At 24.9% G+C, this 5076-nt stretch carries 3 protein-coding genes; all 3 read right to left on the bottom strand.

Going from position 1 to position 5076, the window contains the following annotated elements:
- Positions 1-243: 243 nt before the first annotated feature.
- The 3 genes from EZH24_RS07030 to EZH24_RS07040 all read right to left on the bottom strand — a co-directional run bounded on the left by EZH24_RS07030 (position 244) and on the right by EZH24_RS07040 (position 4953).
- On the bottom strand, positions 244-1404 hold the full coding sequence (locus tag EZH24_RS07030; protein ID WP_137998416.1) for an MFS transporter: 1161 nt from the start codon (positions 1402-1404) through the stop codon (positions 244-246).
- Between the two features lie 724 nt (positions 1405-2128).
- Positions 2129-3163: a patatin-like phospholipase family protein gene (locus EZH24_RS07035; RefSeq protein ID WP_137998417.1), complete on the bottom strand. Its 1035-nt coding sequence runs from the start codon at positions 3161-3163 to the stop codon at positions 2129-2131.
- A 17-nt stretch (positions 3164-3180) separates the two neighbouring features.
- On the bottom strand, positions 3181-4953 hold the full coding sequence (locus EZH24_RS07040; protein ID WP_137998418.1) for a tetratricopeptide repeat protein: 1773 nt from the start codon (positions 4951-4953) through the stop codon (positions 3181-3183).
- Positions 4954-5076: the final 123 nt, after the last annotated feature.

A 5076-nucleotide genomic window follows, 5' to 3' on the forward strand; every position in this document is an offset into this window, starting at 1 on the left:
TCATATATTTTGTTTGTATATTATAACATTTATTTTAGTATTTTGTTAAAAAATGCAGATTTTTTAATAACTATCTTTATAATAGAGTTCATAAAAAATTATTTTAATTATCATATTTTGGTACAATTATAATATTAAATAATAAGAATGCTGTAAGGCTTTAATAATAATTTATACAGTATATAGAATATTATATTTGTAATTTTATAATATTCTATATAAAATGATAAAATTATCTAGTATCTAATTATTATTATTTACTTTATGCTTAATATAATGTCTGAAATACAAAGTGAGAGTTATTGCTATAATCATTATTATTGCAGCATACATAGATAAATCTTTATACTGCACTCCAAATGAAATTAATATTCCTCCATATTTAGCCCCAATAGCATTTCCCAAATTAAAAGAACTTTGATTAAATGTAGAAGCTAAATTCGGTGCCCCTTTAGCCTGCTCTACAACCAAAGACTGCAGCATAGGACATATTGCAAATCCTCCTATACTCCAAGCTATCAAATCTATTATCATAGGTATAAGTTTTGTATTTACATATAGCATTATAATTTGAATTATTATCATTAAAATCATTATTGAAATTAAAGATTTCATCAAACTCTTATCTCCAAGTTTTCCTCCTAAAAATGTTCCTATAGTAAGCCCAGCCCCTATATAAAATAATACTTTTATAACAGTTTCTTTATTAACCATAGTAACTTTTTGAAGTATAGGGTCTATATAAGTAAATATTGTAAATAAACTAGCTGATGTTAATACTGATAATAATAAAGGTATAAAAACTCTTCTATGTCTTAATATTTTAAACTCACTGATAACATCTCCACTAGGCATAGGCAATTTTGAAGGAATTGATACAATTAATGCTAATATAGCAAGTACACCTATTGCACTAACAAGATAAAAAGTAGCCCTCCAGCCAAACTGCTCTCCTATATGAGTACCTATAGGAACACCCAAAATATTTGCTAAACTTACACCCATAAATACTATTGCAATAGCCTGAGATCTTTTATTTTCTCCAGCCATATCAGAAGCAACAACAGAGGCTATTCCAAAGAAAGTACCATGACATAATGCTGCAAGCACTCTGGCTGCCATTAAAAAATTATAATTTGGGGCTAAAGCACATAAAATATTTCCTACTATAAACATCATCATCAAAAAGATTAAAGTAATTTTTCTTGAAAGCTTCATCGTTAGTATTGCAAGCAGAGGAGCACCTACAACAACCCCCATAGCATACATTGAAACTAAAGTTCCCGCTTTGGGTATGCTTATATTTAAATCTCTGGCAACTTCAGATAGAAGTCCCATTATAACATATTCACTTGTACCAATACCAAATGCCGAAAAAGTAAGCATAAATATAGCAAAAGGCATTTTTAATAATCTCCTATTTTTTAATTAATTAGCTATAAATTCTACATTTATTTTTTTATCTGTCAATCTATATTGTAGAATTTTATATATTTTTTTAAAAATTATTAATATAATTATAATTTGCGAAGAAATGAATTTTTTGATTTATATATTTGCATATCTAATGCTTTTATATACTTTATCTACTGCATACCAGTATAAAAAATTTATTTTAATTATAAATTTTAAAATAAATAAAAATATATGAATAACACAAAAGTATATAGGTGAAGATACAGAATATATAAAATATAAATATCCAAAAACTTGGAATTATTTACAAAGATATGAAGAGAACTTTAACAAAAGGAAAAGTATAATTTATAAGAACAAACCTAAATACTCAATATTTTCTATTGGGGATTATAGTTTTAAACCTTTTAAAATAGCCATATCAGGTTTATATAAAAAAATTTCATTTAAATTAATAAAACCTGTAAAAAATAAAAGCGTTATGTTTGATGATACATGTTATTTTATTTCTTTTGATAATGAAAGTGAATGTAATTTTATTTACTATTTATTAAACAATGATATGACTATAAAATATTTAAATTCTATTATTTTTTGGGATTCCAAAAGACCAATAAAAACTGAAATTCTTAATAATATAGATATATTAAAAATAGCTAAATATTTAAATTTAGAAAAAAAATATATTTATTTTACTTCTAAAAAATGATTGTTATTCAAGATTTTTTCTTTTCTGTTCTTTTAGATAATTTTTTTTAGCTTCTTCTATATTCATAAATGATTCCATTGTGCTGTTTAAATTAGCTTTTAATTTTTGTCTTTCTTCTAGTGCTTGTTTTCTGTTTTGCTTGAATGATTTTTCATGACTTTTTATAATGTCTAAATCTCTTATTATACCAGCCTGAGCCTTAGCAATATCAATAACAACTTGTAAAACTTCTTTAGCATCATTATAACCATGTTCAATTCTCCTGTATGCACCTTCTGGAGAAAAATCAAGCATTCCAGTGATTGCATTTCCCAAGTCATCTTTTGGGCATATTTCATATATATTAACATTATCTTTTCTATCTTTTAATATTTGGCTTGGATCTAAATGTATTACTATAATGTCCGTGCATCCTATATCAAGCAGAGGTTTAATAGGTGAATTATCTTTTATACCTCCGTCCCAGTATGATTGTTTTCCTTCTGAATATATATCTTGCATTGGAAAAATAACAGGTATTGCAGAAGTAGATAAAAGTATTTTTTTAATTGTTTCTTTATCTCTTCCGTTTAGCTGAAAATATTTAGTTTTGAATGCAGGAAGCTCTGTGCATGTGGCATATATAGGAAAATACATTTTTGATACAGCATCTAAATCAACATATTCATCTATCAAATCAGAAAGCCCTTTCCTTGAAAAAACACCTTTAAATACCAAAGTTTTTAAAAAGTTAAATATAGCAATAGCAGTATTATGAGGTATTGCAAGAATATTCATTATTTGAGTGAATATATCTTTTATATCTTTCTTTTCAATGTCAAGACTTAAAATTTTATCCTGTATTTTTTGTGTCCATAAAGTTTCAGCGAGACCGTAATCATTTAGAGCAAAGAGACAAGCATTAAGCCCTCCTACCGAAGTACCCGAAATAGCCTTTATATTATTATCAAGCCCAACCTCTTTTAAATACTTCCAAACGCCGATTTGATAAGCACCCTTACCGCCGCCGCCGTCCAAAACAAGACCTAATTTATCCATTTTTGTGTACACCTATTTTAATTTTTTAATATTTTTTGTACAAAATCATTTACTCCTACTACCACACCATTAATAAATATTTCAGAAGAAGTTAATTTTCCATATTCTATTTCTTTTTTAGAAAATGAAATTACATAATATAATCTATTGTATATATCTTCCATAAATTGAGAGTTTCTTTTGAAATATTTTTCATGTTCTTTTTTTAAAGATATTGCTATACTTAAAAGACCTTCTATTAAATTTTTATCGCCTTTATTTTTTGCAGTAGCTTCTGCTTTATTTATATATGCTATATCACTTTTATCATTTATTTTTATAGCTTTATCATAATATTTTATAGCTTCATTATAATTTTCTAATACTCTGTATATTACTCCTAAATTTAAATTAGCTTCAAAATTATCAGGCTCTATTTCCAAAGCCTTAATCATATAATCTTCAGCCTCTTTATATTTTTTAGCAAAAAATAGGCTCATAGCAGCATAGTAATTATTATTGTAATCATTCAAGCCTTTTTCTATAGATAGTTTATAATTATTAGCAGCATCATCGTATTTTTTTAAAGCTAAATTTACTTTTCCAATTAATTGATATAATTCTGCTGTATCTAATCCTTCGTCTTTTGCCTTATTTAATAAATAAAAAACTGCATCAGTATTTTTACTTTCTTTTGATAATTCTAAAGCTATTTCATATCTTGTATATTTAGGAAGCTCTATTAATTTTATATTATCATCTGAGTTATTATCTTCATTTTCTGTATCTACAATCAAATTATCAATATTTTTCATTTCACTTAATATTGATATGGATAAATCAAAGTATGAATTCTCTTTTTCCAAATCCATATTCAAATTATTATAAGAATAGTTTTTTAATAAGTTTAATATAACTTCTTTTCTGTCTTTTGATGACATTTCAATAACACTATCTATAATATATTTTTCTTCATTTTCTAATTTTTCTATTTTTTTTATATTGCCTAATATTGGCATTGTAAAATCTTCAATATAGTTTAATTTTTCTTTATCGAATGCTTTAAAAAATTTATTTGCAATGCTTGAGTTTGACATCAATGTATCATAAATACTTAAAAGTGAGACTTTATCATCAGAATCAATTCCTATTTCTTTCATAACATATCTTAAATTCATTAAATCTGATTCTATATATAGATGTTTATTTTTTAAAAAGAATTCAGATATAAAATATAAAAACTTTTCATTAATATTTAAGTCTGTAAATTTTACTCCGTTTATATCATGATGTTTTATAAAAATAACTAAATCATGTATATTAACTTTACTTTCTAGTTTGTTCATTTTATCGGACATTTCAATAAAGTTATCCATAACCTGCTTCATAAACTCATTCATTTGTAAATATATCTGATTAAGCTCTTCATCTATTTCATTTACCAAGCAGTTTAATTTTAAGTTAATATTTTTTATCATTTCAAATGTGAGTTTATTATGCTCGGCTAATTTCTGTATCATTTTTATGCCAGCTCTTTGAGAAACAGCAAAATCTCTATCTATTTCGCCTCTTATTTTTCTGTTTTTTCCCCTAATATTACCCCACAAATTTTTAAAAAATCCCTGCCTGCATAATTCATTAGCTCTGTTTTTCCCAGCATTTAATGCAAAACTTGCCTCCATAGCTAATTGGGTAATTTCTTTAGAATTGTCCTTACATTGTTCATATATACTGTCTATAAAACTATCTATCTCTTGTTTTTCTTCTTCTTTTAAATCTTTATCATAAGGCATGGTTAAATCAAACTTCATAATAAAATCCTTTATAAACTATAATACTAATAATATACATAAATAATAAAAATTCAAGTTTAATTAATAATATTATATTTGGATATATTCATTTTTTTATATATCTAAACAATTATATTTTCT

Origin of the sequence: Brachyspira catarrhinii (assembly GCF_005518285.1) — a bacterium.
GTDB lineage: Bacteria > Spirochaetota > Brachyspiria > Brachyspirales > Brachyspiraceae > Brachyspira > Brachyspira catarrhinii.